This window comes from Bacillus sp. HMSC036E02, assembly GCF_001836235.1.
GTDB lineage: Bacteria > Bacillota > Bacilli > Bacillales > Bacillaceae_G > Bacillus_A > Bacillus_A cereus.
In genome coordinates this window covers 40,482-65,945 of sequence record NZ_KV827869.1, presented here as the reverse complement: position 1 = coordinate 65,945, position 25,464 = coordinate 40,482, and the positions used below count along the sequence as shown (strand labels likewise).

Sequence of the window (25,464 nt, the reverse complement as noted above, 5' to 3'; positions counted from 1 at the left end):
AGTTGTCTTTTATTACTATTAAATGTAAAAGCATGGCCGATGTGTTAAAAAAGAAGGAAATATTAAAAATTAAGATTGTCTAATAGGCTTAAACCTTAACTTATCATTAGTGTTATAGAAAAGATTATATGTAAATGGTCATAGGAAAAGAATGATTAGACTCTTTTAGACAAAAGGTGGTTGTATACCATAGTACGAGGAATGTTGGACTTAATTTCTAATTAACTGTATATTTACAAAAATCTAATAAAGTTCATTTGTTATTTAAACGACATTAACATATATTAGATAAAATAGCCCTTGTAATGAATCAATTATTATGAGGAGGATTCACGTGGACAGAAATGCTTTAAGAAAAGTAAAAGGCCTTATTGGATTATTAATGGTTTTTGTATTAGCATTCGTATCATTTCCGTGGAGTACATCAGTCAAGGCGGAAGAGAAAAAGCAAGAAAAGGCATCAAGTGAGAAGAAGATAGTTTTTCCAGTTGTAAGTGATGTGCATATTAAAAATAGTGGAACGGATGATACGTTTCGCTGGAAAAGAGCGATTGAACAGTTTAATACATTAGCACCAAAGCAAGATGCGTTTGTTATTGTAGGTGATTTCACAGATACAGGATCAGTGCAGCAATATGATCGTTTCATGCAAGTGTATAATGAAAATGCAAATAAAGATGCAGTGCGAATGAATTCTCTCGGTAACCATGATTATTGGAACGGTTTATCCGTAGAGGGTGCACAGAAGCGTTTCTTAGAAAAAACAGGTATGGAATCAATTTATTATCATAAGGTGGTAAAAGGTTATCACTTCCTTGTTATGTCTCCAGAGAATGGAACAACACATGGTTATTATTCGGACAAGCAAATTAATTGGTTAAAAGAAGAAATGGCAAAAGCACAAAAAGATGATCCAGAAAAACCGATTTTTGTATTTTTACATCAACATATTAAAGATACAGTGTACGGTAGTCAGGAATGGGGAACACAAGATAGCGCAAAAATTAATGCAGTGTTAAAAGAATATCCACAAGTTATTACGTTTTCAGGTCATTCACATTATCCGTTAGATGATCCGAGATCGATACATCAAAAAGACTTTACATCAGTTGGTACATCTTCAGTAAGTTATATGGAAGTTGAAGGTGGTAAAGTACAAGGGAATATCCCGCCAGGAGCTAGTACGTTAAGCCAAGGCTTATTAGTAGAAGTAGATGAAGAAGAAGTGACGATTAATCGCCGTGATTTCCATACGAATTCTTGGACAGGCGAGCCTTGGAAAATTAAATTACCAGCAAAGAAAGAAACATTTACACATGTAGAAGATCGTGATAAAGAAAAGCCTTACTTTGCTAAAGATGCAAAGCTTGCTGTATCAAATGTAACAGAAAATGCGGCAACAGTAACATTCCCGCAAGCATTGGACAACCTCCTTGTTCACTCTTACCGTGTGCAGGCTAGAGATAAGCAAACGGGTGAAATAAAAAATAAATTGTTAGCATTCTCAGAGTTTTATCGTGATCCAGTGCCGAAAGATCTTACGTTTACGCTTGCAGGGTTAGATGGCGGGAAAGCATATACACTTGAAGTAGTTGCGATTGATTCATTTGGCAATGAAACCGCACAGCCGTTAACTGCGGAAATTACTACGAAAAAAGATAATATTGACCCGAATGTGAAAGTACCAAAAGCTGATGTTTTCGATGTAAACTTTGCAGATGGTACATTTAAAGACAATTCACCATTTGGTACAAAAGGTGATGTGAAGGGCAATGTGACTATTGAATATGATAAAGCATTGAAGAAGAATGTTATGAAGTTAAACGGAAAAGCAAATACATTTGGATACCTTCCATTTTCAGCAGCACAAAAAGAGAAAATAGTAAATACGTTTACATTAGAAACTGTATTTTCAATGAATGAAATTCGCGGACAAGGTATTTTGCAAAATACAGAGAGCGGCGGAATTGGATTTGAGTCTACAGGAAGTGGATATGTTGAATTATGGGCTCACATTGGAGGTAGCTATAAACGTGTTGGTGTTCAATTAGAAGCGAACAAAACGTATCATTTAACAGGAACGTATAACGGAAGCGAATTGGCAATTTACGTAGATGGTAAAAAAGTAAATAGTCAGCCAGCTCAAGGAAAAGTTTATAACCCGAACGTACCATTTGCATTTGGAGCGGATCCTGATAGTAACGGAAATGGTGGTATTCCGTTAAATGGACAAATCGCGTTAGCAAAATTATATAGTAAAGCTTTAAGTTCTTCAGAAGTATTAGCATCATACAATGAGTTTTCTAACCGTACGAAGTTAGAGCAAGTAAATGCGTTATTTGAAGAGCTTGGAAAAGTAAAAGAAGTGTTAGTTAGTACGTATGAATTTGGTGATAAGCCAGGTCAATATTCAAAGGAAGCCTTTCAAGAATTAGAGAAAAGCTATAACATTGCACAGCAAGCATTTGAAAATGTAGGAAGTACTGGGGAACAAATTATTCAAACATATACCGAATTAAAATCAGCTAATGTAACATTCGTACAATCAAAAGTGGCAGAAGAACAACCAAAAACAACGAAAGAAAAATTACAGATCAATATTGAATCTGCAAAAGCAGTAGTGAAGAAAGCGCAAGCTGTAAATGTAACAGATGGTTCAGTGAAATCATTGCAACAAAAAATTACAGTTGCAGAAGCTGTATTACAAGATGTGCAAGTAAAAGATGCACAGGTAGAAACGATGAATCGTACATTAGAGTATGCGATTTCACTTGTTGAAAAAAGTATGAACAAATAAGAGAGAAGAAAAGAAGCTTATCATGATAGGCTTCTTTTTTGTTATACTAAAAGTAGCATAGAAAGAAGGAGCGAATAATTTGGAACAGAAAAAGCTAAAAAGAATTCTTGAATATGTATGGATCGCGGTTGTGCTCCTTGTAGGATATTATTTATTAAAAGATAAAAGTATTTGGGTTTTATTCTTAATGACGTTTTTATTAGCAGGATTAGGAACGTTATTTATTAACTTCTTCTTTGATAGTTTGAATGCCTGGAAGAAGAAAAAGAAGGGGACGAAGTAAAGGAGGGAATATATGCAAAAGTGGAAGCTCATATATCAGGTGATTATTTTCTTAGTGCTTGTGGGTATTGGAATGATCAAATACTCGACACCAATAGGAAATTGGGCATGGTTTACAGCTTGCATCGGCATATTTTTCATTTTACAATCGTTAACGAAAAAATATAATAGTACAGAAAGATAGCTCGCCGTTTTATCGGCGAGCTATTTTGTTATGCTTTTTTCTGTTCATCATTTGTTTTTTCAATAGCTAAATGACTATGCTTTCTAGAGTAGAAGAAATAGAAGCATAAGCCGACTATAAGCCAAACTGCAAAGCTAATCCATGTTGTTTTAGACAAATTGATCATTAAATATAAGCAGCAAAGAATCGCAACAACTGGTAATACAGGTACGAAAGGTGTACGGAATCCGCGTTTTAAATCAGGGTGTGTTTTTCGTAAAATAAGTACTGCGCAGCAAACGAATGTAAAGGCTGTTAATGTGCCGATGTTTACTAAATTCGCTAGCAAATGTAAGTCTAAAAGGCCTGCTAATAAAGCAGCAACAACGCCAGTAATCCACGTATTTAATAAAGGGATTTTTACTCTTTTATTTACACGTGCTAACGCTTTTGGAAGTAGACCGTCACGGCTCATTGCATACGAAACGCGAACTTGTCCATACATAACGACTAAGAGGACGGTTGTCATTCCAGTCATCGCTCCAACAGCGAGTAGTCCTGCAATTGTATCCTCACCAACGAAATGCAATGCAAATGCAACTGGATCAGAAACGTCTAATTGCGTATAAGGAACCATACCTGTTAAAACGAAAGATACAATCATATATAAAACAGTACAAATAAGAAGAGAACCGATAATACCAATTGGTAAATCACGCTGCGGTTTTTTCGTTTCTTCTGCAGCGGTTGCGATTGCATCAAATCCTAAGAAGGCGAAGAACACAGTGGCAGCGCCAGTAATAATACCGTCGTATCCGAATGGAATGAACGGTGTCCAGTTTTCAGGTTTTACATATTTTGCGCCTGCTACGATAAAAGCGATAATAACTGCTAGCTTGATAAGAACCATAATATTATTAATGCGAGCGCTTTCGCGTATACCGAAGCTTAAAAGACCGGTAATGATTAGTAAAATACAAACAGCGGGTAAATCGATGAGGCCACCTTTTCCTACGCCAGGGGCCGAGGCGATTATGGCGGGCAGGTGTATATTGAAACCTTGTAGTAATGATTGTAAATAACCAGACCAACCGACAGCTACTGCTGCAACGGCAAGTAAATATTCGAGCATTAAACACCATCCGACGATGAAGGCGACGACTTCTCCGACTGTCATATATGCGTAAGTATACACACTTCCTGAGACAGGAATAGAAGAAGCAAATTCAGCGTAACAAAAGGCTACACAAGCACAAGTAAATGCAGCAATAAGGAATGATAGCATAATACCAGGACCAGAATGTTTTGCTGCAACAATACCTGTTAATACAAAGATCCCTGTCCCAATTACGGCGCCGATTCCTAAAAACGTTAAATCGAGTGCAGTTAATGTTCTATCTAGCTGCTTTGGTGATTCAGTACTAAGCGCTTTTTTTCGTAATAATGACTTCACTTTGGACTCTCCCCCCGTTTTTTCATTTCCATAACTGCGACTATAGTATGAGCCCATTAAAAAAGAGTAAGTAAGGAAGTGGAGGTGCAGTTATGGTATGTAGTTTTTTAAAATTGCTGGATTAATCTTAATATAATTCAGAATATTTTGTCAAATAAAAATATGACAAATAAAATGCGGATCAATAGGGGAAACTACTTGCAGAAATGGACGAGGGTTAACGACCCACTGATTAAAGTTAAAGTAGGAGCAGATGCTATGTTATTTTATTTTGAACTTGTCGTCATTTTACTTTGTACGAAATTAGCTGGTGACATTAGTGTGAGACTTGGTCAGCCTTCTGTACTTGGTAAGTTAATTGTCGGTATTATTATCGGTCCGGCTGTACTCGGTATTATTAATAGTTCTGAACTGATTGATGAACTGAGTGAGATTGGTGTTTTGTTACTTATGTTTATGGCGGGACTTGAAACGGATTTAGAAGAGTTAAATCGGAATTTGAAATCGTCATTTGCAGTAGCGGCTGGTGGAATTATTTTTCCTTTCATCGGTGGTTATGTAACAGGATTGCTGTTTGGATTAATACAATCCCATGCCATTTTTTTAGGGTTATTACTTTGCGCGACATCGGTTAGTATTACGGTGCAGACGCTACGTGATCTAGGAAAAATGAATACGAGAGAAAGTACAACAATTTTAGGTGCTGCCGTATTTGATGATGTCATTGTCGTTATTTTATTAGCATTTGTAATGAGTTTTTTAGGAACACAAGATGTGAATATAACACTTGTCATTGTAAAGAAAATTATTTTCTTTGTAAGTATTGTTTTTATTGCTTGGAAAGTCGTTCCTTGGATTATGAAAATGCTTGTCCCGCTTCGTGTAACAGAAGCGTTAATTAGCGCGGCTCTTATTATTTGCTTCTCTTTTTCTTATTACAGTGAAATGATGGGAATTGCAGGCATTATTGGAGCATTTGCAGCAGGAATTGCTATTTCTCAAACAGAGTATAAGCATGAGGTGGAACATAAAATTGAACCGATTGCTTATGCAATATTTGTTCCAGTATTCTTCGTAAGTATCGGAATGGAAATTACATTTCAAGGCATTGGAAGCCAGCTTTGGTTCATTATTATTATGACTCTCATTGCAATTTTCACAAAGTTAATCGGATCAGGTTTAGGAGCGAGACTGACAGGATTTAATCTCCAATCTTCTATTAGTATTGGCGCGGGGATGGTATCACGTGGTGAAGTAGCGCTTATCATCGCTGCAAATGGACTTACGGCGAATTTATTAGCGAAAGAAAATTTCACAGCGATTGTTATTGTTGTTATATTGACGACGATTATTACACCGCCACTTTTGAAGAAATATTTTGTATAGAGAGGAAGGGCTTATCTGATGTAGGTAAGCTCTTTTTTTATTCCCAAAAGCAATGATCATATAGCATGAAGGGTTTGTAATTATGGTAAAATCTATGTATGTGATATGACAAGGAGAGGGAAGTGTGAAGATTACGAAGGAGAAGGTTATCGGTGTAATCGTACTTATTGCAGTATGTATACCATTTACGGCATGGAAAGAATCAAAAGTGAAAGATTTTCCGGTTTCTATTTTTTCTGAAGAAGCAGATGGTGAGTACGGTCAGAAGCTGAAATATACTGCTTTTTTACCTGATGTTGCGATTTGGATGAACGGTTGGGAAAAGAAGTGGACAGAAGGGGAAAGAACTGTTTATCAAAAAGGGAATCGCATTGTAAATGTGTTTCATCCTCCTGGCGATGATGGTTATTACCTTCTTGAAGCAAGAGAAAATAAGTGAACGCAACCGTAAGAAGTGGAGGTTAAATAGTGAAAGCTTCAACATTACTATTTAAAATTGAAAGTAATATGGATCAATTTTCACCAGCTGAGAAGAAGGTTGCCATGTACATAATGGAGAATGCAGAGATTGTTCCGAACTTAACGACGAAAGAAGTGTCAACGAATGCAGGCGCAAGTGAGGCGAGTGTCGTTCGTTTTTGTAAGTCGATTGGGATTGGGAGCTTTAAAGCATTTAAGATAGCACTCGTTCGTGAATTAACGATTGCTGATTATAATATTAACGATTTTTCAGTGATGAATACAGAAGATGGACCGTACGATTTATTTAATAAAGTTACTTATGTGAATAAAGCTGCAATTGAGGCGAGCGTGACGGCGATAGATAAAAAAGAACTTGAAAAAGCTGCAGATCGTATTGTAAATGCCGATAAAATTATCTTTTATGGAGTAGGCGGATCAGCTACTCCGGCGATGGACGGAGCTTATAAATTTACAAGGCTCGGATTTACAGCGATGATGCTATCTGATTTTCATATGATGCTGCCGCTTGTGACGAATTTAAAAGAAGGCGATATATTTGTTGCGATTTCAACATCTGGTCGAACGAAAGATGTGCTTGAAATGGCGCAGTATGCAAAGAGACAAGGTGCAACTGTTATTGGAATTACGAAACTAGATCAATCATCACCGTTATATAAAGAAGCGGATATTCGCCTTTGTATGCCAGATGTAGAACAAGATCATCGTATTGCGAGTATTGCTTCGAGAATGACGCAATTGAATATGATCGATGCTTTATATGTGATTACTTTCAATCGAATTGGTAATAAAGTATTGAATCAATTTATGGAGACACGAGAAGAAGCGTTGCGGTTACGGAAGTTAAAGTAGAAGAAAAGATGAGGAGACTCATCTTTTTTTATCCCGCTATTTGCCGTGCAGTAAGACCCTCACTTCAAAATTCAGCGGAAGCAAAGAAAGTTAGGTGGGGATCAACTGCCCGTTAATGCCCGATTGGTGCGGGCTAATAATCAGTGGGGATGAACAAAACCCCCACTGATTAAAGTTTCACTTTATGATCTTTGACAAAAATATGTCATGTTGTGAAATTTTATTTCATAAAATAAGAAAGAGTCATTGATTTTTAGTTTCTTAAAGTTATAATAAAAGTGTGAAATATAATTTCAAAGAGGGTGGCAATATGTTAGAAAATTTATCGACAGAACATCGTAATGAGAAAACAATGAATTTGGATGAGATGAGCATAAAAGAAGTGTTGCAAAGTATGAATGAAGAAGATCGAACTGTTGCGTTAGCAGTTGAAAAAGAGATAGAACAAATTGAAAAGGTTGTACAGACTGTTATTAAATCTTTTGAAGAAGAGGGACGTTTAATTTACATTGGTGCTGGTACGAGTGGTCGTTTAGGTATTCTAGATGCAGTGGAATGTCCGCCGACATTTGGCACGGATGATAAAATGGTGCAAGGATTTATAGCCGGTGGATTAAAAGCGTTTACTAAAGCGGTGGAAGGTGCTGAAGATCGCGAAGAGTTAGCAGAAGAAGATTTAAAAAGTATTGGATTAAATGAGAAAGATACAGTGATTGGAATTGCTGCAAGTGGTAGAACTCCTTACGTAATTGGCGGCTTGAAATACGCACAGAGCGTAGGAGCGAGTACAGCGAGTATTTCTTGTAATAAAAATGCTGAAATAAGTAAATATGCAAAGTTAAATGTGGAAGTAGAGACAGGTGCAGAAATATTAACAGGATCAACACGTTTAAAAGCTGGTACAGCACAAAAATTAGTGTTGAATATGATTTCAACAGCTTCGATGATTGGTGTAGGAAAAGTATATAAAAACTTAATGGTAGATGTTCAATCCACAAATGAAAAGTTAGTAGAACGGTCAAAACGAATTATTGTGGAAGCAACAGGCGCTAGTTATGAAGTAGCGGCAGAGTATTATGAAAAGGCAGAACGTAACGTAAAAGCTGCCATTGTTATGGTGTTGTTGCAGTGCGAATATGGGGAAGCACTGGAGAAACTAAAATGCGCAAAAGGGTTTGTGAAGAAAGCACTATAAAATAATAGGGAGGGGGATTCTATTATGAAGAAAGAAGAGAGAATGGCCAAGGAAATTTCGGAGCAACTTGGAGGAATAAAAAATATTCGTAGTATTGCTCATTGTATGACGAGACTACGATTAACGCTTCATGATGAAAGTAAAGTAAACATGGACCTTTTGAAAAAGGTTGAAGGTGTTATGGGTGTTATAGAAGATGAGACGCTTCAAGTTGTCGTTGGTCCAGGAACAGTAAATAAAGTAGCAGCTGAAATGGAAGGCTTAACAGGACTACGAATTGGTGAGGTAGCAGATCATCACCTTGAAGATATTGGGCAAGAGATGAAATCAGAGATTAAGAAGAAAAATAATACACCGGTGAAAAACTTTTTACGAAAAATAGGAAGTATTTTCATTCCGTTAATTCCAGGACTTGTTGCGTCAGGAATTATAAACGGGGTTGCTAACTTTGCGAAAAATGCTGGTGCTGATCCAAATGCAACGTGGTTACAAATGTTACTACTCATTGGCGGCGGTATCTTTACATTCTTAGGAATTTTAGTTGGTTGGAATACAGCGAAAGAGTTCGGTGGGACACCGGTTCTTGGGGCAATTGCTGGTATTTTAATTTTCAACCCGGCGATGGCAAACGTAAAATTGTTTGGTGAAGCATTAGTGCCTGGACGGGGCGGATTATTCGCAGTTATTTTTGCAGCATGGCTTATGGTTGTAGTGGAAAGACAAGTTCGAAAAGCAGTGCCAAATGCAGTTGATATTATTGTGACACCACTCATTACTGTATTAGTTGTAAGTATCGTAACGATGTTAGCCATTCAGCCATTAGCAGGTTTCTTATCAGATGGTATTACGAGCGGAATTAATGCGATTTTAAATATTGGCGGAGCATTTGCTGGCGCAGTACTTGCGGGAACATTTTTACCTCTCGTTATGGTCGGATTGCATCACGGTTTAACACCAATTCATATGGAATTTATTAATCAAACACACGTAACACCTTTATTACCAGTACTTGCAATGGCTGGTGCTGGCCAAGTGGGCGCAGCAATTGCGATTTATGTGAAAACAAAAAACAAACGACTTCGAAATGTAATTAAAGGTGGATTGCCAGTTGGCTTTTTAGGAATTGGTGAGCCGCTATTATACGGGGTTACATTACCACTTGGGAAACCGTTTATTACTGCTTGTTTAGGAGCGGCTGTCGGTGGTGCATTCCAAGCAGTTATGCAAACGGCTTCACTTGGAATTGGCGTATCAGGGCTATCTTTAATTCCGTTAATTGCTGACAATAAATATTTACTATATTTCTTAGGTTTAGTAATTGCATATGCTTTCGGATTTATCTTTACGTACTTCTTCGGATTTAAAGAAGAAATGGCAGAAAACATATAGAGAAAGGGATTCCTTTCTCTTTTTCTATTAATAGAAAGGGAGATTTATATGATCGGAGTTTCCATTTATCTTTCAAAAGAACGAGTAGAGAAACAAGAAGAGTGGTTAAAAGTAGCGAAGGAAAATGGGTTTACATCTATTTTTACATCACTGCACATTCCAGAAGATGATCCAAATACGTATAAAGAGTTAATTCAAATATTAGGGAGACAAGCTCTTGCACGTGAAATGGAGCTAATGGTTGATGTTTCTCCAAAATCGTTACACCATTTAGGGCTAACATATGAAAATGTGGAAGAGTTATTGAACTGGGGCATTACCGGTTTAAGAATGGATTACGGCATTGCGCCAAAAGAAATTGCAAGCGTATCTCATAAGATGAAAGTAGCTTTAAATGCGAGTACGATTACAAAATCATTTTGGAAAGAATTACTTGCAGAACATATAAGAGTAGAGAATGTAGAAGCATGGCATAATTTTTACCCGCGCCCAGAGACAGGACTAGCAAAGTCTTTCTTACAAAAACAAAATCAATATTTACAGAAGTGCGGAATAAAGACAATGGCATTTATTCCAGGAGATGCGGAAAAACGAGGGCCGTTATATGAAGGGTTACCAACGTTAGAAAAACATCGCAATATGCGCCCACTTGAAGCGTACTTAGAACTTGTTCAAGATTGTGGTGTTGATAAAGTATTGATTGGAGATATAAGCGCAAGTTTAAAAAGTATGCAAGAAGTAGCTAGTGCAAGTAGAGGGATTATTCCATTGCGTTACAAATCATTTATAACTGATAAAGAAGTATTAAAAGTGGTAGAGCAAGTGCATACAAATAGACTAGATCCGGCTCGTGATGTTATTCGATCTGTAGAATCAAGGGAAGGAAATAGAGTGGTGATAAAGCCGATGCATACAATTGTAAGAAAGAAAGGGAGTATTACAATTGATAATGAATTGTATGGTAGATATGCAGGGGAGATGCAAGTTGCCATAAATGATTTATCTGTAGATGAGAAAGTGAATGTTGTTGGAATGGTTGTGGAAGAGGACATTTTTTTGCTGCCTTATATTGGCGCTGGAAAAATGTTTCAACTTTTTCTATCCGATAGAATAAAAGCTTGAATTAGCGCTATTTCGTATGAAAACATTATCCGTAAAACGGATAATGTTTTTGTTTTCTTTAAAAAAGTATTTGACGAATGAAATAAAATACCGTATTGTTTTGACTTGTAAATAAAAGTTCACCATAACAAAACAAAAAGGAGAGTTCAAAATGAATCAATATATTGGGAATTTAATTATTCGTATCGTGTTAGGAGTTACGTTCTTTGCACATGGTTTAGCAAAGTTTCAATCAGGTATCGATAATGTAGCAGGGTGGTTTACAAGCATCGGTTTACCAGGTGGCCTTGCATACGGCGTAGCAACTGTAGAATTAGTTGGTGGTATATTATTAATTATCGGTTTAGGTGTACGATATGTAGGATTGTTATTCGCTCTTATTTTAGCTGGAGCTATCGTAAAGGTAAATGGAGCAGCAGGTTTATTAGGAGATGGAAAGAATCCAGGATATGAATTAGATCTTGCATTATTATCAATGGGTGCGTATTTATTCGTAGTAAAAGCAGAAGGATATGTAGATCGTTTCTTAAAAGAGAAAGTAATGAAAACGAAGTAAATTTTATTTATAAATTGTTGACTTGAAGAATTAATGTAACTATAATGATTACAGCTAATAGATTAAGAGTAAAACAATTTAAATGTTTTTTTACACAAGATGTAACCGTGATGGTTACGTCTTGTGTAAAAATAAATAAACGGGAGGAAGTAATATGCCTAAATCAAATTTAGAAATTATTAAAAGCACGTATGAAGGATCAGCTTCTTCGAATGCAAAGCATTTAGCAGAAGCCCTCTCTGAAAAAGTGGAATGGACAGAGGCAGAAGGTTTTCCGTACGGCGGAACATATAAAGGCGTAGAAGCTATAATGGAAAATGTATTTAGCCGTTTAGGATCAGAATGGGATGATTATAAAGCAAGTGTAAATACATATCATGAAGTAAACGGAAAAGATGTAATTATTGCTGAAGGTATGTATTCTGGAGTTTATAAAGAAACAGGAAAATCATTTGAAGCAGAATTTGTTCATGTATGGCAACTTGAGAACGGAAAAATCGTGAAGTTTAAGCAATATGTAGATAGTCATATTGTTAGGGAAGCGATGAAGAGATAATGCTTTTTAAATGGATCGTAGGTATATGCATTACAATTATAGTAATTTTCTCGTCTATAGTTGGCGGAAAGAAATTGCTTGCATATGTGGAAAAAGAAAATAAAAATATTCAAACCGAGCGAGCGGCAAACGAAAAAGAGAAAAAAGCTGCAGAAGAAGCTCCGCAAATTAGTGAAGGTGAAATTATTTCTACTATGCATAAAATGGTGCACCAAAAGGTAAAATCCTCTGAAAAATGGGGATTTGTAGAGATGACAAAAAAGGAAATTTCTAATGTAAAAAGAGATATTGAAAATAGTACAGGTTTTCAATATAAAATGAAGTTATTTTCTATTATAAATAGGTGGGAAAAAGGAGATTTTTCTCAAACTGTTGAGGAGCATAACTTTTTATGGAGCCTTCAAGGTGGAGATACTGGCAAGGCGACGGAACGTTTATCGCCAGAAGAGGAAAAGCAGTATATAAGAGAAATGAAGAGTAAATAAAAACATCGCCAACCTAGATGACGATGTTTTTTCATTAAGAATGTTTTCGTATTAAAGGTCTAGTTGGCTGAACGGCAACAGTTTTGAAATGAGAAAATAAATAACATCCTGTTACAACGACAACTGTCCCTAAAATTTGTATCCACGTTAATTCTTCTCCGAGGAATATGAATGCTAAAATGGCTGTGAAAATTGGATTGAAGTTTAGAAAAATACCTGATGTAGTTGCGCCTAATTTTTGTACGCCAATATTCCAAAATACCATACAAAGAACTGTCGAAATAAGCCCAGTATATAAAAGTGATGTGATGAAAGAAGTATTTATATTTGAAACAGTGAAGCTACCTATGTTGAACGGTAGTAATAAAATAACGCCGAAAATACCAGAGTACAACGTTGCCATAAGTGGTGTAGTTGTTTTTGTTGCCCATTTACTACAAACAGAATAGATTCCCCAAATACAAACTGCTGCAATCATCCATAAATCACCGCTATTAAAATGTAGTGAAAATAAAAGCGAGAAATCACCTTTTAATAGGACGAGGATGACCCCGAAGAATGAAAGAATCATGGATAGGATTTGAAGTGTATTTATTTTTTCTTTTAGAAATAATACTGAAAATAATGCGATTGAAATTGCATTCAATGTAGAGATAAGACCTACATTCGTAGCGGATGTTTTTTCTAATGCTAAAAATTGAAAGATGTTAAAAAGAGCGACTCCTGAAATTCCCATGAATATTAACGGAAGTATCGCGGTACGTGGTGGAAGGATTTTCTTTTCTTTAAACCATACCATTGGTAATAAACAAACAATCGCAATCAGCCACCTTAAACTTGTCAGTGTCATCGGTGATGCATGATCGACGAGTGATTTTCCAACGACGAAATTTCCTCCCCATAATAAGCTCGTTAGTAATAGTAAAAAGACGTAAAAATAAGGCATGATAAAATCCCCTTTTTTGTAATCAATACTAATTGTAAATAATTTTAGCATTTTTCTTTATTATGTAATATATTCTTTTGTATAATGGTGAAAACTCGATAAAATATTTAGTTTAAAATGATATTTACAGAAAAATATTCAGTTTTATATAAATTATAAGTTGTTTTTTCGAATAATCATCGGTAAGAAAAAAGGAGGAATTGTAATGGAGTCGTCTGTTATTAAAGTGTTGGATGATTTGGATGTACAAATTTTAGATATATTGCAGAAGGATTCACAAGTAAGTAATGCAGAGCTGGCACGTCGCGTTAATTTATCACCGGCTGCGATGCATGCAAGAATAAAAAGGTTAGATGGGGAAGGTTTCATCGATAAGCAAGTTGCGATTTTAAATCAAGAAAAGCTTGGGTTTGATTTATTATGCTTTATTTTTATGAGTACGAATATTCATCAATTTGACAAGTTGGAAGTGTTGGAGAAAGAATTAGAATCAATGCCGGAAGTGTTAGAATGTCACTGTTTAACAGGAGAGTACGATTATTTATTAAAGGTTGCAAATCGTGATCGTAAAGAACTAGAGCAGTTTATTAGAAAGCTGAATAAGCTTGGTATTACACGTATACAGACGAGTTTGGCACTTCGTGAAATTAAATATTCAACAGTATTGCCGATACGAGATGAGGAACCGAGCATCGATTAGATTGCTTGGTTTTTTGTTTGTATAAAGTGATTGACGAGGAGAAAAGAGAGCTGTATTATTATATAAAATTATGAATTAAAATTCATTTAAAGTTATAAATATTAATATCGAGGGCAAGGGGATGTAATATGAAAATCTGTAATGCGGTGACGAGTGATGTGAAAGAAATTTATAGTCTTATTGAGGTTTATGCAAAAGAGGGAGTTGTTTTACCACGTTCTCTTTTGTCTCTTTATCAATATTTGCAATGTTTATATGTTATGAAAGAAGACGAGAGAATTGTTGGAGTTGCTGGATTGCATGTATTGGGGGAAGATCTTGCAGAAATACGATCGTTAGTAGTTTCGCATACATATGCAGGGAAAGGGATAGGGCGTATGCTCGTAAATCATGTAATGGAGGAAGCTACGAAAATAAATGTAAGAAGAGTAATTTCCTTAACATATGAAACAGTATTTTTTCAAAAGTGTGGATTTGATTTTGTAAATAAAGAAACGTTGCCAGAGAAAGTATGGATTGATTGTAGACATTGCCCAAAGGTGGATTATTGTGATGAAGTGGCGATGGTGCGGTATGTTGGATGAAAAATTTATAGGGAAAAAGTTCCCACTATTATTTACATATATAGTGGGAATATATATTTCCATAAGAAATGGACAGGTTATTAAGAATTTGAATTCTTTTGTCTTACGGCAAAATTATAAAGTGGATCTTTAAGTTCATAGTTATACGTTAAACCGTCAACAATTCCTACAACTTTATCATTATCATAAAGATCGAGCATAAATTGTGCCATTTGTTTTGCAGTGTGGAATTTCGGTACAACATTATCGTATTGGAATTCATCAATATCAAATGAACGCTTTGCAAATTCTGTTTCAGTTGCAGCAGGAGCTAAAACTTTTGCTTGCAGTTTTGCGCCTTGTTCTTTCAGTTCGTGAGACAACCCTTCTGTAAATGCACTTACATAGAATTTCGTAGCGCAATACGTAACAGCATCAGCAACAATTGTGTATCCGCCGCCCGATGAAACGTTAATAAGCTGTGTTCCATCAACCATTGAATAATCTCGAACGAAAAGAGAAGAGAGTATTGTTAGTGCTTCTATATTTACATGTAACATCGTTTCGATTTTATTTAAATTTTGTTCAGCAATTGAGGCGAAATTACCAAAACCTGCGTTGTTAATCCATGTTTCAATTTGAAAAGATTGTAGGCTTTCATAAAGTTTATAAACATCTGCAGTAACAGATAAATCAGTTTTTCGAATGACAACATCCAATTCTGGATGCATTTCGTTAATTTTCAATTTTAATTCGTTTAATTCTTCTTGTCTTCGAGCTACAAGTACTAAATTTTTTCCGCGAGATGCAAATGCTAAAGCTGCTTCATAACCAATTCCGGAACTTGCGCCAGTAATAACCGTGTATTTCATATAAAATCCCCCTAAATTCAAATTCATTTATGGTTAGATTGTATTTGTTAGAGTATACTCTAAGTCAAACGTTTTTTATAAATTTGATACGGTTATAAAATATATGAGGGTAAGCATGTGAAGGGAGTTTTAGTATGTACACAATTAGCGAGGTAGCAAAATTATTAGGCGTGAGCACACATACACTACGTTATTATGAAAAGGAAAATATATTAATTGCAAATCGTGATACAAATGGAAATCGACTTTACGAAGAGTCACATATAAAGTGGTTGCAGTTTGTAATGAAATTAAAACAAACGCAAATGCCAATAGCGAAAATAAGAGAATACGCTAGATTATATACAGAAGGGGAGCATACAACAGAAGCTCGTTTACAGCTCCTAGAAGATCATAGGAAATCTATTCAGATTCAAAGAGAAAACTTAGAAGTTACAGAGAAGATGCTTGAGAATAAAATTAGTGCATACAAAAACTCATTGGAAAATAAATAGATGGTTGTTATGTGATGAAAAATGGATTTGATCTATAAGTATTTCATCATAGTGTATGGATAAATAAAAAAGAGCAGCTAGCAAAAGCTAACTGCTCCATTCAAGGGATCTCTCCAAGGGGGAGTGGAGAAAATATTATGTTACTAGCATTATTGACAGATTATTAAAAAATATACAAATAGGATCAAAGAAATTTTAAATAAACTTTCGGCATTGACAATTTTTAAAATGTTCATGTACAATATATATGAATGACATTCAGTCATTTTTGTGTGACAGGATGCAGTTAGCTTAGAAATGGAACAAATACAATGGTAAATGAGGATGATAGTTGTTTTTATATAGTATTGATGAAAGAGTATATTTTTTTAAAATAAAAATGACTGATAGTCAGTCATAAGAGGTGAGAGGTATGAAAAATAGAGCTTGGTTATATGTCATATTAACATGTATCTTTGAAATTTTTTGGGTGTTTGGTTTTAATACGGCTAATACTTGGTGGCATTGGATTATTATTTTAGGAGTTATCGCTGTTGATTTTCACTTCCTTTCTAAAGCGTGTGAACATCTTGCAACAGGAACTGTATATGCTATTTTCGCTGGAGCTGGTACGGTAGGTACTTTCTTAATGGATGTATTTCTTTTCGGTGGAAGTTTCAGCGCAGGCAAACTATTCTTCATTCTTATGGTAGTAGCCGGCGTTATCGGTTTAAAGTTAGCTGACAATAAAGAAGAAACTGTGGAAGGAGTTGCTTAAAAATGGGTTGGTTTTTCGTATTTTGTGCTGCAATTAGTGAAATAGTCGGTGTGATAGGACTTAAAATGTATAGTAAAGATAAGACATTAGCCAATGGTGCGATTTATATAGGTGGGTTTGCTACATCCTTCGCATTTTTGTATACTTCCTTCTTATTTTTACAAGTAAGTGTCGCGTATGCGGTTTGGATTGGTATCGGAACAGCAGGTGCAGTTTTGTTAAACATGTTCTTGTTTGGTGAGTCGAAAAGTAAAGCGCGTATCATTAGTGTGTTTCTTATTGTATGTGGAGTGACAGGATTAAAGGCACTTTCTTAAAGATATATTGTATTTTTATCTCCTAATTGTTTATTAGGAGATTTTATTATAAAAAAATGATTTCCTCTTAGAGTTCACTATCATTGACAGTACAATCGATTATCTTATAAAATGAGTGACAGTCATTCAATATGCGTGTGAAAGGGTTTAGATGATGAATAAAAAAGAGAAAATTGTCTATGCAGCTATTGAAGTGTTTCAGGAAAAGGGCGTCGAAAAAACGAAGATTTCTGATATCGTGAAATTAGCTGGCATTGCGCAAGGAACTTTCTATTTATATTTTCCTTCTAAGTTATCTGTTATGCCTGCAATAGCAGAAGTGATGGTTGAAAAGATGATACTTGCAGTGAAAGAAGAAGTGCAAAACGATGCGCCTTTCTCAAGTAAAGTGACGCAAGTAATAGATGCGGTGTTTCACTTTATAGCTGAATATCGTGAAATACAAGCTTTAATGTATGCTGGTCTTGCATCTACAGAACATATAAAAGAATGGGAAGCTGTGTATGAGCCTCTTTATATGTGGCTAAGTGAATTTTTAAATGAGGCAAAAGAAGCCGGTGAAATTCGTGATTCGGTTCACGCAGAGCGAACAGCGAAGTTATTTATCGCTCTAGTTGAATCAGCAGCGGAACAAGTGTATTTATATGATCATAAAGATGATGAGCAAGTCGATTTGCAAAAGGCAGAAGTACTAGATTTTTTAACACATGCACTACATATAAAGAAATAGTGAGATGAACCTGTCTGAAAAGGTAGGTTCATTTTTGAGGAAAACTGAATGATAGTCATTCACCTGATGCGTATGTATGTGTGGAAGGATAGTGTGAAATTCTAACGAGTAGGGGGCATCTCTACTCATAAATAGAAGGATAAAGAAAAAGCCTCTTGGGCATTATTTTTTGAGAGGAACTTACGGGAAGAGGTGTTAAAAAGTGAAGAAACCGATAAAAGAACAAAAGATGGTATTGGTCATTCTTTTGAGTAATATATTTATCGCTTTTCTAGGGATTGGATTAATCATTCCGGTTATGCCGTCCTTTATGAATGATATGCATTTAACAGGGAAGACGATGGGATATCTCGTTGCAGTGTTTGCAATGGCACAGCTCATTACTTCACCTATTACAGGCCGGTGGGTTGATCTTTACGGTAGAAAGAAAATGATAATCATTGGATTATTTATTTTTGGTGTTTCAGAGCTTCTTTTTGGATTAGGAAAAGATGTATGGATGCTTTATGTAGCAAGGGTATTAGGCGGAATTAGTGCTGCTTTTATTATGCCTGGTGTTACGGCATATGTTGCGGATATTACATCTATTCAGGAACGTCCAAAGGCGATGGGATACTTATCTGCGGCTATTAGTACTGGATTCATTATAGGTCCTGGAATCGGCGGATTTATTGCAGAATACGGTATACGTGTGCCGTTTTTCGTTGCAGCAGTAATTGCTTTTATAGCATGTGTGATTTCGATCTTTATTTTAAAAGAACCGTTAACGAAAGAAGAACTTGCAGAGATTTCTTCTAATACGAAGGAATCAAGTTTTATTGGTGATTTAAAGAAATCATTACATCCAATGTATGCAATTGCATTTATTATCGTATTTGTACTCGCATTCGGATTATCAGCGTATGAAACAGTGTTTAGCTTGTTCTCTGATCATAAATTTGGCTTCTCGCCGAAAGATATCGCAGCAATTATTACAATTAGTTCAATCTTTGGGGTAGTTGTGCAAGTATTTATGTTTGGCAAATTGGTAGACATGTTCGGTGAGAAAGTATTAATTCAAATATGTTTAATTGTAGGTGCAGTATTAGCATTCGTCTCAACTGTAGTCTTTAATTATTGGATTGTACTTCTCGTTACTTGCTTCATTTTCTTAGCATTTGATTTACTTCGTCCAGCTTTAACGACATTTTTATCAAAAGCAGCCGGAAAAGAGCAAGGATTCGTCGCTGGTATGAACTCGACTTATACGAGTTTAGGAAATATCGCAGGACCAGCGATGGGCGGAATATTATTTGATATGAATATTCATTATCCATATGCATTTTCAGGCGTTGTTTTAATAGTTGGTCTCGCTATTACATTTATGTGGAGAGAGAAACAGTTGGCTGAAAGTTTTGCGAAGTAATAAAACCCCTTACGACGTGAGGTAAAGTGACCCCCGACAACGGGACACATATCAAAACACCTAAACCATCTGTTCCCTAAATTCTTTAGGGGATAGGTGGTTTGGTTTTTATTGAATTTTCACATAATTGTAGTGATGAATGTATTCTAGCGCAATCTTTCGAACAGTTTGGATACTTTTGTTATCTTTTGTGAATCGAAAGCTTCACTTTTTAAATGGCGAAAGAAGCTTTCCATGACGGCATTATCATGGCAATTTCTTTTACGGGACATGCTGGTGATGATGCCGTTTTGTTTGGCATACGCTTGAAATTCCTTCGCAGTATAAATACTTCCTTGATATGAGTGAAGGATGATATTTTTTACTTTTCACCCTCTCATTGCTTGTTTCAATGTCTTCGTCGCTAATGTCAGTGTTTGTAATTCGTTGATGACACAACTAATAATTTCGCGATTAAGGGCATCCATGATCGTTGATAAATATAAGGTACGCTCTCCTAATAAGAGATACGTCACATCCGTAAACCTGGATGTATTGAATTGACACTCCAATCGATCAGGGGCTACCATTGGTTCCGCACCATTGATATATTTCTTTTTTTCGACGTCCTTTACTTTCTCTTCTAAATGGGATACCACCCGCATTTTAACGAAAGTATACGCTAAGCAAATTTTGACATAAAAAAAGCCGATTTTTCTACTCTAAGAAATTTTCGATTCTAATTCGTTATAGGTTAGTTGTTACTTTGTGTGCTTCATATTCTTTCACTATTTTATAAAAGTATTTTTCTTCAGTTTTAATAGTTTCATAAACTTAACTCCTATTATTTTACTATTTTTCTACCTTGGATAAATTTCTTGTGTGAATATTTTACATATAAAATTATCTCTTTACATTTTCTACCATAATTATACCTCTACAAACTAATATTGATTTCCCAATAATCTGTTTTAATATTTAAATCTTAAAAGTAATTAATCTTTTATAGGAAGATATTTTTAAGCACATTTATTTTGCTTAAAGGTATCTTTAAATAGCATAAGTGAACAAGGCTTGCTGGAAGTAATGAAATAAGAGCAATATTTAAAATAAGATTGCAAAATGCAGAGAGTTTAAAAATTTAATGAAAATTTTATATTTGCCCTACATTTTATTTAATTAATTTTCTCTATCTTATACATGTTGGAATTCATATAATACCTTTCTGTTAAAGAAGGAATTGTACTGAGCTACGCATTAGATAAAAAAGTGATAATGAAAGGTAAATGTATAATGAAAAAAATAAAAAAGTTAATTGTTCCAATTAGCTTTAGTTTATTGCTAATTGGATGTAGCGGTAAAGAATTGAATGGGAATTGGAGATTAGCGGATAATGACACTACTTGTCCTGTTTCTTACCAGTTTGATAAGAAAATCGAAGTTAATCCAGAAAATAAAAAAAAGAAAACTATATGGTTAATAGAGATGCATACTCAAAAAATAGCAAATGAATATAAAAATGCAGGGACATACACTTGGCTTGATAATGAATGGATAAATATTGATTATGGAAACAATTTTACTCAAAAACAAAAAATGGTACAAGATAAAGACAAATTAACAATTTATTTTCCATGGGTAGAAAAAGTATGTACGTATAAAAAAACAAAGTAGGATGCCTTCAAAATTATAGAAGAAACTATGGATTGATAAAGGAACTTTAGATGTATGGCTAAAAAGCAATCTAGATATTATATATATTTGATATGTATGTAATGGAATACAAGCTGGTTTTGCTTGTTATCTAGTCAATGATACTTTATTCCAAACTTGGCTGTATGCGATAAGTTCTATTCATAATGGAGCTACATTTTTAATGAGGGAAAATATTAGAATGATGCTAGTAAGGTATTTAAAAATATGCTTTATTAGAGACATTCTGCACTTTCCTTCTGAAAATGATAAGATTTCAATGTAGAAACGTGGAATTTTATAGCCATTCAAAAAATACTAAAAGAATTTGTCTTTTTAAGGGAATGATAGGAATTCAAACTATTTTCAAAAAGAATGAATTACACATTAGTAATTTTGCAGATGAAATTAATAGAGTAATCAATTTTTTATTTGAATATAAGGAAGAAAAAGAAGAGGTAGGATAAAATGAAGCCGATTACAATTCTAATAGCTGATGATGACTTGAAGATTGCTGAATTAATTGAAATACATTTAAAAAAAGAAGGATACCAGGTTGTAAAAGCAACTGATGGAGAAGCCGCAATTGAAATTATTCAATCGCAGGCAATTGATTTAGTGGTTTTAGACATCATGATGCCAAAAATGGATGGTTATGAGGTGACGCGTCAAATCCGTACTAAACAAAATATGCCAATTATTTTCTTAAGTGCGAAAACATCTGATTTTGATAAAGTGACGGGTCTTGTACTAGGTGCAGATGATTATATGACGAAACCTTTTACACCAATTGAATTAGTTGCACGTGTGAATGCTCAACTTCGCCGATTTCTTACGTTAAATCAACCGAAAGTAGAAGAAACATCTGTTTTAGAGGCTGGAGGCGTTGTCATTGATTTTGAGAAAAGAACGGTACATGTATACGGAGAACGAATTGATTTGACACCAAAAGAGTTTGATATTTTATATTTATTGGCAAGTCATCCGAAAAAAGTATATAGCCTTGAAAATATTTTTCAGCAGATATGGACAAATGATTATTATGATGATAACAATAATACAGTTACGGTGCATATTCGTACTTTACGAAAGAAACTTGGAGAAGATAAAAGGAAGAACAAGTTAATAAAAACGATATGGGGAGTAGGTTATACTTTCAATGGCTAAAATAGTAAAAAGTTTTAGGTTTAAAATGATTGCCTTGTTTGCACTAAGTATGATGTTAGCAGCTTTCGGAACATATATAATTTATAAAACATTAGGGTTCTCTTTTAGAATGATGGTTAGTCATGAAGACTATGTAGCAAATAGAGTGGTTGGGGGAAGTATTTATTTCTCTTTCCTTTCCTTCACTTTGCTATCTATTTTATTCTTTTTCTTTTTAACGAAACCTTATTTAAGGTATTTTGATGAAATTTCTAATGGCATTCATCATCTCTCTAAAGGAGATTTCACACATAAAGTTTATATTTCATCAAATGATGAATTCAGCGATATTGCACGCGCAATTAATATTGCAAGTGAAAAATTAAAAGAGGCGGTTGAACGAGGAGACTTTGCAGAAAGTAGTAAAGATCAACTTGTTGTTAACTTAGCTCATGATTTAAGAACACCATTAACATCTGTCCTAGGTTATTTAGATTTAATTCTCAATGAGAAAAACTTAACTGCGGAACAAATTAAATATTATTCTACAATTGCATTCGCAAAATCACAACGACTTGAAAGTTTAATTGATGAGTTATTTGAAATTACACGAATGAACTATGGTGTACAACAAATAGATAAAAAAAACATTAATATAAGTGAATTGCTCGTGCAATTAGATTTGGAATTATATCCATTATTAGAGAAAAATCAATTAGAGGCTAGATTACATGTTGCACCAAATTTAACTATCAACGGTGACGGGAATTTGTTAGCACGAGTATTTGAAAATCTTCTAACAAATGCGGTTCGATATGGAAATAATGGGAAGTTTGTTGATATGAATGGATACATTGAAGATGGAGACGTTGTTGTACAGATTATTAATTATGGAGAAAGTATACCAGAAGAAGAGTTACCTTATCTTTTTGATATGTTTTATACAGGTGATAAAGCAAGAACAGTACAGAAAAATAGTACGGGTCTTGGATTATTTATTGCTAAAAATATTGTTGAGAAACATAATGGGAAGATTTCTGCAGAAAGTAATGTAGTGAGAACAATTTTTGAAGTGAGATTACCAAAAGAAGAGAATTGAAAAATTTAATAAATATTTAATTATTACCCCACTTTTTATTTAATTAATTTCTTCTATCCTATTTATAGGTTAGGCCAAAGAGAAATTACTAATAAAAGGTGGGGCTTTTTATATTGCGAAAAGTATACGCCTAGATTTTTATCACAATTTGATTTTAAAAGAGATATGTTAATACTTTGAAATCTAATTTATATATAATTTCTAAAAATGTTAACTAATTATACAAACGGAAATAATGGTCTCCAAAAATAAAGTACAAGAAATAGTGAGGATAATATGAAGACAGTAAATAAGGTAGTCATTGTTGGTGTATTAACAGTTGGTATAGGAGCTGGGGCTTATATGAATTTTGCCGGAAGTTCTGAACCAGTTATGACCTATAAAACATCTGAAGTACTAGAAAAACAAATCGAAAATAAGCAAAAGTTTGCTGGTGAAGTGATTCCAAATGGAATGGAGATCATTTCATTTGATCCAACAAAAGGTACGAATGAACTAGCTGTTAAAAAAGGCGATGAAGTAAAGAAAGGACAGCTTCTGTTTAAATACAATGATCCAACTGTTAAACAAGGTGTAACAGAAGTGGAAATGCAAAAGAAAATTGCACAAAAAGAAGTAACATTACAACAAAAACAAATTGATGCAGCAAAACAAAAGCTACAAAAAGATAAAAATGCTGGTCTTCCTGCAGAAGCAGTAAAAGCGTCAGAGATTGAAATTCAACAATTAGAATCGCAGCTTGAAATGAAGAAGTTTGAAGTAGAAAAAGCGGATGAAATGATTAAAGTAGCAAAAGAGAAAGTAAACACACTTTCTGTTATGAGTCCTGCTGACGGTGTAATTGATGATATTATTACAGCTTCTAATGAAAGAAACGGTATGAGCGGAATTACACTTCGCCATGCAGGTCCATTTAAAGTAGCAGGTCAAATGTCTGAATTTGAACTTGCTAATGTAAAAATTGGACAAGAAATAACAGTTTCATCAAAAACTGTAGCGGGTAAAACATGGACAGGAAAAGTAACAGAAATTGGTTCTACACCATTAAAAAGTATGGATGCAAACAAAACAGTTTCTAGTTATCCATTTACTGTGACGTTAGACAATAGTGAAGGCTTACAAAATGGTTTCCACGTATACGTAGAAACTAAATCAGGCGAAGCAAAGGGTACAGTCATTCCAAAGACCAGTATTTTAAAAAAAGGTGATAAAAACGTTGTCTTTGTTGTAAAAGACGGAAAAGCAAAAGAACAAGTTGTTACGGTTGAATTTGAAACAAGTAATGAAGCAAAAATTTCCGGAGTGAAAAAAGGAGAAAAAATTATCTCTAGACCTACTGTAAATCTAAAAGATGGTATGGAGGTTGCCGCGCAATGATTAATTTACAAGGCATTACAAAATCTTTTCAAAATGGTGAAGAATCCATTCAAATATTGCACGGAATTGATGTAACGCTAAATCAGGGAGATTTCACTTCTATCATGGGGCCTTCTGGTTCTGGTAAATCAACATTAATGAATATTATTGGGTGTTTAGATAAGCCTACGACAGGTTCCTATGAATTAGCTGGACAAAATATTTCAAACATGTCTGAAACCGAGCTTGCGCATGTTCGTAATAAAGAGATTGGATTCGTATTTCAAAACTTCATGTTACTGCCACGACTTACAGCGTTGCAAAACATTGAATTACCACTTATTTATGCGGGAGTCGATAAAAAGGAAAGACAAGAGCGTTCATTAGCAGCCTTAACAAAAGTTGGTTTAGCTGATCGCGCTACCCACTTTCCAAATGAATTGTCAGGTGGACAAAAACAACGCGTTGCAGTTGCACGCGCAATTGTAAATAACCCGAAATTTATTTTGGCAGATGAACCAACAGGTGCACTAGATACGAAAACAAGTGAACAAATTGTAAATCTATTTTATGAATTAAACAAGCAAGGTTCAACGATTATTATGATTACTCACGATCGTGAAATCGGGGAAGCCGCAGCACGTCAAATCGTTATTCGTGACGGAAATATTGTTCAGGATTGGAGAGAATAA

At 34.8% G+C, this 25,464-nt stretch carries 28 protein-coding genes and 1 pseudogene; 25 read left to right on the top strand and 4 right to left on the bottom strand.

From position 1 onward, the window contains the following. Positions 1–334: 334 nt before the first annotated feature. The 3 genes from HMPREF2590_RS24580 to HMPREF2590_RS30510 all read left to right on the top strand — a co-directional run bounded on the left by HMPREF2590_RS24580 (position 335) and on the right by HMPREF2590_RS30510 (position 3,263). Positions 335–2,797 carry a LamG-like jellyroll fold domain-containing protein gene (locus tag HMPREF2590_RS24580; protein WP_003311218.1) on the top strand — a complete coding sequence of 821 codons (2,463 nt, stop codon included), beginning with the start codon at positions 335–337 and terminating at the stop codon, positions 2,795–2,797. A gap of 79 nt (positions 2,798–2,876) precedes the next feature. Next, positions 2,877–3,080 (top strand): hypothetical protein, encoded by a 204-nt coding sequence (locus tag HMPREF2590_RS24575; RefSeq protein WP_000435800.1) that lies wholly within the window; start codon positions 2,877–2,879, stop codon positions 3,078–3,080. A 12-nt stretch (positions 3,081–3,092) separates the two neighbouring features. Continuing rightward, the gene (locus HMPREF2590_RS30510) at positions 3,093–3,263 is read left to right on the top strand and encodes a hypothetical protein (protein WP_001174850.1); all 171 of its coding nucleotides are present in this window, start codon (positions 3,093–3,095) and stop codon (positions 3,261–3,263) included. A 28-nt stretch (positions 3,264–3,291) separates the two neighbouring features. On the opposite strand, the gene bcaP is transcribed toward HMPREF2590_RS30510, so the two are convergent. Beyond that, positions 3,292–4,695 carry a branched-chain amino acid transporter BcaP gene (gene bcaP / locus HMPREF2590_RS24565; protein ID WP_000838711.1) on the bottom strand — a complete coding sequence of 468 codons (1,404 nt, stop codon included), beginning with the start codon at positions 4,693–4,695 and terminating at the stop codon, positions 3,292–3,294. A gap of 162 nt (positions 4,696–4,857) precedes the next feature. Here bcaP and HMPREF2590_RS24560 point away from each other — a divergent pair, with 162 nt between their 5' ends. The 9 genes from HMPREF2590_RS24560 to HMPREF2590_RS24520 all read left to right on the top strand — a co-directional run bounded on the left by HMPREF2590_RS24560 (position 4,858) and on the right by HMPREF2590_RS24520 (position 12,716). Beyond that, on the top strand, positions 4,858–6,081 hold the full coding sequence (locus HMPREF2590_RS24560; RefSeq protein WP_370940894.1) for a cation:proton antiporter: 1,224 nt from the start codon (positions 4,858–4,860) through the stop codon (positions 6,079–6,081). Between the two features lie 124 nt (positions 6,082–6,205). Then, entirely contained in the window at positions 6,206–6,520 is a 315-nt protein-coding gene (locus HMPREF2590_RS24555) for a hypothetical protein (protein ID WP_000704958.1), read from the top strand. Between the two features lie 29 nt (positions 6,521–6,549). Further along, on the top strand, positions 6,550–7,413 hold the full coding sequence (locus HMPREF2590_RS24550) for a MurR/RpiR family transcriptional regulator (protein WP_000648164.1): 864 nt from the start codon (positions 6,550–6,552) through the stop codon (positions 7,411–7,413). A gap of 310 nt (positions 7,414–7,723) precedes the next feature. Then, positions 7,724–8,608: an N-acetylmuramic acid 6-phosphate etherase gene (gene murQ, locus HMPREF2590_RS24545; protein WP_000892344.1), complete on the top strand. Its 885-nt coding sequence runs from the start codon at positions 7,724–7,726 to the stop codon at positions 8,606–8,608. A gap of 24 nt (positions 8,609–8,632) precedes the next feature. Next, complete coding sequence (locus tag HMPREF2590_RS24540) at positions 8,633–9,997, top strand: PTS transporter subunit EIIC (RefSeq protein WP_000711293.1); 1,365 nt, start codon at positions 8,633–8,635, stop codon at positions 9,995–9,997. A gap of 48 nt (positions 9,998–10,045) precedes the next feature. Next, a complete protein-coding gene (locus HMPREF2590_RS24535) occupies positions 10,046–11,119 on the top strand; it encodes a DUF871 domain-containing protein (protein ID WP_050821661.1) in 1,074 nt (357 codons plus the stop codon). A 151-nt stretch (positions 11,120–11,270) separates the two neighbouring features. Further along, entirely contained in the window at positions 11,271–11,675 is a 405-nt protein-coding gene (locus tag HMPREF2590_RS24530; RefSeq protein ID WP_001077751.1) for a DoxX family protein, read from the top strand. 154 nt (positions 11,676–11,829) lie between these two features. After that, complete coding sequence (locus tag HMPREF2590_RS24525; RefSeq protein ID WP_001126689.1) at positions 11,830–12,231, top strand: nuclear transport factor 2 family protein; 402 nt, start codon at positions 11,830–11,832, stop codon at positions 12,229–12,231. Beyond that, the gene (locus HMPREF2590_RS24520) at positions 12,231–12,716 is read left to right on the top strand and encodes a PRK06770 family protein (protein ID WP_000897980.1); all 486 of its coding nucleotides are present in this window, start codon (positions 12,231–12,233) and stop codon (positions 12,714–12,716) included. Before HMPREF2590_RS24525 ends, HMPREF2590_RS24520 begins: the two co-directional genes overlap by 1 nt. 34 nt (positions 12,717–12,750) lie before the next feature. Here HMPREF2590_RS24520 and HMPREF2590_RS24515 read toward each other — a convergent pair whose 3' ends face one another. Further along, positions 12,751–13,662, bottom strand: coding sequence for a DMT family transporter (locus HMPREF2590_RS24515; RefSeq protein WP_001146264.1), 912 nt, complete (start codon positions 13,660–13,662; stop codon positions 12,751–12,753). Between the two features lie 205 nt (positions 13,663–13,867). On the opposite strand from HMPREF2590_RS24515, the gene HMPREF2590_RS24510 reads away from it, so the two are divergent. After that, on the top strand, positions 13,868–14,362 hold the full coding sequence (locus HMPREF2590_RS24510) for an Lrp/AsnC family transcriptional regulator (protein WP_000446088.1): 495 nt from the start codon (positions 13,868–13,870) through the stop codon (positions 14,360–14,362). A gap of 128 nt (positions 14,363–14,490) precedes the next feature. Then, positions 14,491–14,946: an N-acetyltransferase gene (locus tag HMPREF2590_RS24505; protein WP_000686667.1), complete on the top strand. Its 456-nt coding sequence runs from the start codon at positions 14,491–14,493 to the stop codon at positions 14,944–14,946. A gap of 80 nt (positions 14,947–15,026) precedes the next feature. Here HMPREF2590_RS24505 and HMPREF2590_RS24500 read toward each other — a convergent pair whose 3' ends face one another. Further along, positions 15,027–15,797, bottom strand: a complete 771-nt coding sequence (locus HMPREF2590_RS24500) for an SDR family NAD(P)-dependent oxidoreductase (RefSeq protein ID WP_000878075.1) — start codon at positions 15,795–15,797, stop codon at positions 15,027–15,029. Positions 15,798–15,931: 134 nt separating this feature from the next. On the opposite strand from HMPREF2590_RS24500, the gene HMPREF2590_RS24495 reads away from it, so the two are divergent. The 5 genes from HMPREF2590_RS24495 (at position 15,932) to HMPREF2590_RS24475 (ending at position 19,500) form a co-directional block, all read left to right on the top strand. After that, the gene (locus HMPREF2590_RS24495; protein WP_000288069.1) at positions 15,932–16,291 is read left to right on the top strand and encodes a MerR family transcriptional regulator; all 360 of its coding nucleotides are present in this window, start codon (positions 15,932–15,934) and stop codon (positions 16,289–16,291) included. 412 nt (positions 16,292–16,703) lie between these two features. After that, positions 16,704–17,048 carry a DMT family transporter gene (locus HMPREF2590_RS24490; protein WP_000796019.1) on the top strand — a complete coding sequence of 115 codons (345 nt, stop codon included), beginning with the start codon at positions 16,704–16,706 and terminating at the stop codon, positions 17,046–17,048. 2 nt (positions 17,049–17,050) lie between these two features. After that, on the top strand, positions 17,051–17,365 hold the full coding sequence (locus HMPREF2590_RS24485) for a DMT family transporter (protein WP_000539671.1): 315 nt from the start codon (positions 17,051–17,053) through the stop codon (positions 17,363–17,365). 151 nt (positions 17,366–17,516) lie between these two features. Beyond that, positions 17,517–18,095, top strand: a complete 579-nt coding sequence (locus tag HMPREF2590_RS24480) for a TetR/AcrR family transcriptional regulator (RefSeq protein WP_002004485.1) — start codon at positions 17,517–17,519, stop codon at positions 18,093–18,095. A 202-nt stretch (positions 18,096–18,297) separates the two neighbouring features. After that, positions 18,298–19,500, top strand: coding sequence for an MFS transporter (locus HMPREF2590_RS24475; protein ID WP_000742955.1), 1,203 nt, complete (start codon positions 18,298–18,300; stop codon positions 19,498–19,500). 108 nt (positions 19,501–19,608) lie between these two features. Here HMPREF2590_RS24475 and HMPREF2590_RS29645 read toward each other — a convergent pair. Next, positions 19,609–20,102: pseudogene (locus tag HMPREF2590_RS29645) on the bottom strand (DDE-type integrase/transposase/recombinase); the annotation flags it as partial. Between the two features lie 670 nt (positions 20,103–20,772). Between HMPREF2590_RS29645 and HMPREF2590_RS24470 the strand changes: the two are divergent. The 6 genes from HMPREF2590_RS24470 to HMPREF2590_RS24450 all read left to right on the top strand — a co-directional run bounded on the left by HMPREF2590_RS24470 (position 20,773) and on the right by HMPREF2590_RS24450 (position 25,464). Next, positions 20,773–21,153 carry a hypothetical protein gene (locus tag HMPREF2590_RS24470; protein ID WP_000721367.1) on the top strand — a complete coding sequence of 127 codons (381 nt, stop codon included), beginning with the start codon at positions 20,773–20,775 and terminating at the stop codon, positions 21,151–21,153. Positions 21,154–21,515: 362 nt separating this feature from the next. Then, on the top strand, positions 21,516–21,638 hold the full coding sequence (locus HMPREF2590_RS30975) for a hypothetical protein (RefSeq protein WP_000579408.1): 123 nt from the start codon (positions 21,516–21,518) through the stop codon (positions 21,636–21,638). Position 21,639: 1 nt separating this feature from the next. Beyond that, complete coding sequence (locus HMPREF2590_RS24465) at positions 21,640–22,338, top strand: response regulator transcription factor (protein ID WP_000802755.1); 699 nt, start codon at positions 21,640–21,642, stop codon at positions 22,336–22,338. Further along, positions 22,331–23,416 (top strand): HAMP domain-containing sensor histidine kinase, encoded by a 1,086-nt coding sequence (locus tag HMPREF2590_RS24460; RefSeq protein ID WP_001074332.1) that lies wholly within the window; start codon positions 22,331–22,333, stop codon positions 23,414–23,416. The genes HMPREF2590_RS24465 and HMPREF2590_RS24460 overlap by 8 nt, the downstream gene beginning before the upstream one ends. Positions 23,417–23,692: 276 nt before the next feature. Beyond that, positions 23,693–24,793 carry an efflux RND transporter periplasmic adaptor subunit gene (locus HMPREF2590_RS24455; RefSeq protein ID WP_050821663.1) on the top strand — a complete coding sequence of 367 codons (1,101 nt, stop codon included), beginning with the start codon at positions 23,693–23,695 and terminating at the stop codon, positions 24,791–24,793. Continuing rightward, positions 24,790–25,464: an ABC transporter ATP-binding protein gene (locus HMPREF2590_RS24450; RefSeq protein ID WP_000609180.1), complete on the top strand. Its 675-nt coding sequence runs from the start codon at positions 24,790–24,792 to the stop codon at positions 25,462–25,464. Before HMPREF2590_RS24455 ends, HMPREF2590_RS24450 begins: the two co-directional genes overlap by 4 nt.